General features: G+C 71.8%; 1 protein-coding gene and 2 pseudogenes. 2 read left to right on the top strand and 1 reads right to left on the bottom strand.

Going from position 1 to position 1485, the window contains the following annotated elements:
* Positions 1-764: SIS domain-containing protein (locus Mlute_RS15225; RefSeq protein ID WP_147371140.1), on the top strand; the 764-nt coding region annotated here is incomplete at its 5' end.
* On the opposite strand, the pseudogene Mlute_RS15220 reads toward Mlute_RS15225, so the two are convergent.
* A pseudogene (locus Mlute_RS15220) lies at positions 761-1039 on the bottom strand (tRNA-binding protein); the annotation flags it as partial. The gene Mlute_RS15225 and the pseudogene Mlute_RS15220 overlap by 4 nt on opposite strands.
* A 103-nt stretch (positions 1040-1142) precedes the next feature.
* On the opposite strand from Mlute_RS15220, the pseudogene Mlute_RS15215 reads away from it, so the two are divergent.
* Positions 1143-1485, top strand: a pseudogene (locus Mlute_RS15215) (hypothetical protein); the annotation flags it as partial.

Raw genomic sequence — 1485 nt, 5'->3', positions numbered from 1 at the left:
CCCTCCTCCTGGCCTTCAGCCAAAGCGGGGAAAGCCCCGACGTGGTAGAGGCGGTGGCCGCCTACCGCCGCCAGGGGGTCCTGACCCTGGCCCTGGTGAACCGGGAGGATAGCCCCTTGGCCCGGGCGGCCGAGGTGGTCCTGCCCCTCCATGCGGGGGAGGAGCGGGCGGTGGCCGCCACCAAGAGCTTTCTGGCCATGCTGGCCGCCACGGTCCACCTCCTCGCCCACCTCCTGGAGGAAAGCCGTCTGCGCTCCGCCCTCCCCCTACTCCCTGAGGCCCTCCATCGGGCCCTGGAGGCCGGGGGGGAGCTGGCCTACCTGGAGGACGCCGAGGACCTTTTTGTGCTGGGGCGGGGCTTCGCCTACCCCGTGGCCCTCGAGGCCGCCCTGAAGCTCAAGGAGGTGGCCAGCCTGCACGCGGAGGGTTTCTCCGCCGCAGAGTTCCTCCACGGGCCCCAGGCCCTTTTGGAGCCGGGCTTTCCCGTGCTGGCCCTAGCCCAGCGGGACGAGGCCCTGGAGGGGCTTCTGGCCACCCTCGAGGGCCTTAGGGCCAAGGGGGCCCACCTCCTTGTCCTCTCCCCCGAGCCCGACGCCCTGGCCTTGGCCCACACCCCCTTGTCGGTGCCCGTGGCCTCCCAGCCCGAGCTCACCCCCCTTCTCCTGGCCCAGGCCTTCTACCCCAAGGCCGAGGCCCTGGCCCGGGCCCGCGGCCTGGATCCGGACCGGCCCCGCCACCTGGCCAAGGTGACCCGGACCCGCTAGAAGACCTTCTCCCCCAGGGGCACCTCCCTTTCCGGGGTGAGGAGGACCACCCGGCCCTCCCCATCCTTGGCCCCCAGGACCAGGACCTCCGAGGGGAAGCCGGCGATGGAGCGGGTGCCCAGGTTCACCGCACAGACCACCAGGCGGCCCACAAGCTCTTCCGGGCGGTAAAGCGCGGTGATCTGGGCGGAGGAGGTCTTCACCCCCAAGGGCCCCAGGTCGATCCAGAGCTTGTAGCTGGGCTTGCGGGCCTTCTCGTGGGGCTCGGCCTTGACTGGCGGAGGGAAGGCCCCCGGAAGCGGCCCTGGCCTTTGCCAATGTGGCCGCGGGGCTCCACGTGGCTTTGGGGGTACCGCCCACACGCGAGGAGGTGGAGGCATGGATGGGAAGGGAAAGGAACTGGGTTTGAGGCGGATCGGGCTGGAGGGGGGACGGTACGCCCTCCTGGCCCTGGACCAGCGCCCTCCCCTTTACCAGGTGGTGCGGTCGGCCTGCCCCCGGCTCTCCCCCCGGGAGGTTTGGGACGAGGTGGGGCGGATCAAAGGGCTGATCGCCGCCCGGCTTGCCCGGGTGGCCTCCGGGGTCCTGGTGGACCCCCGCCATGGCTATCCCTCCGTTCTCCCCCATCTGGGCCGGGGCACGGGCCTCCTCCTCACCCTGGAGGACCACCGCTTCCGGGAGGCTGAAGGGGGGTGGCGCCTGAGCCACCTCATACCCGGGT

The organism is Meiothermus luteus, from assembly GCF_003574085.1.
Lineage (GTDB): Bacteria > Deinococcota > Deinococci > Deinococcales > Thermaceae > Meiothermus > Meiothermus luteus.
The sequence above is the reverse complement of the archived record's forward strand: the minus strand, read 5'-3'. Positions and strand labels throughout refer to the sequence as shown.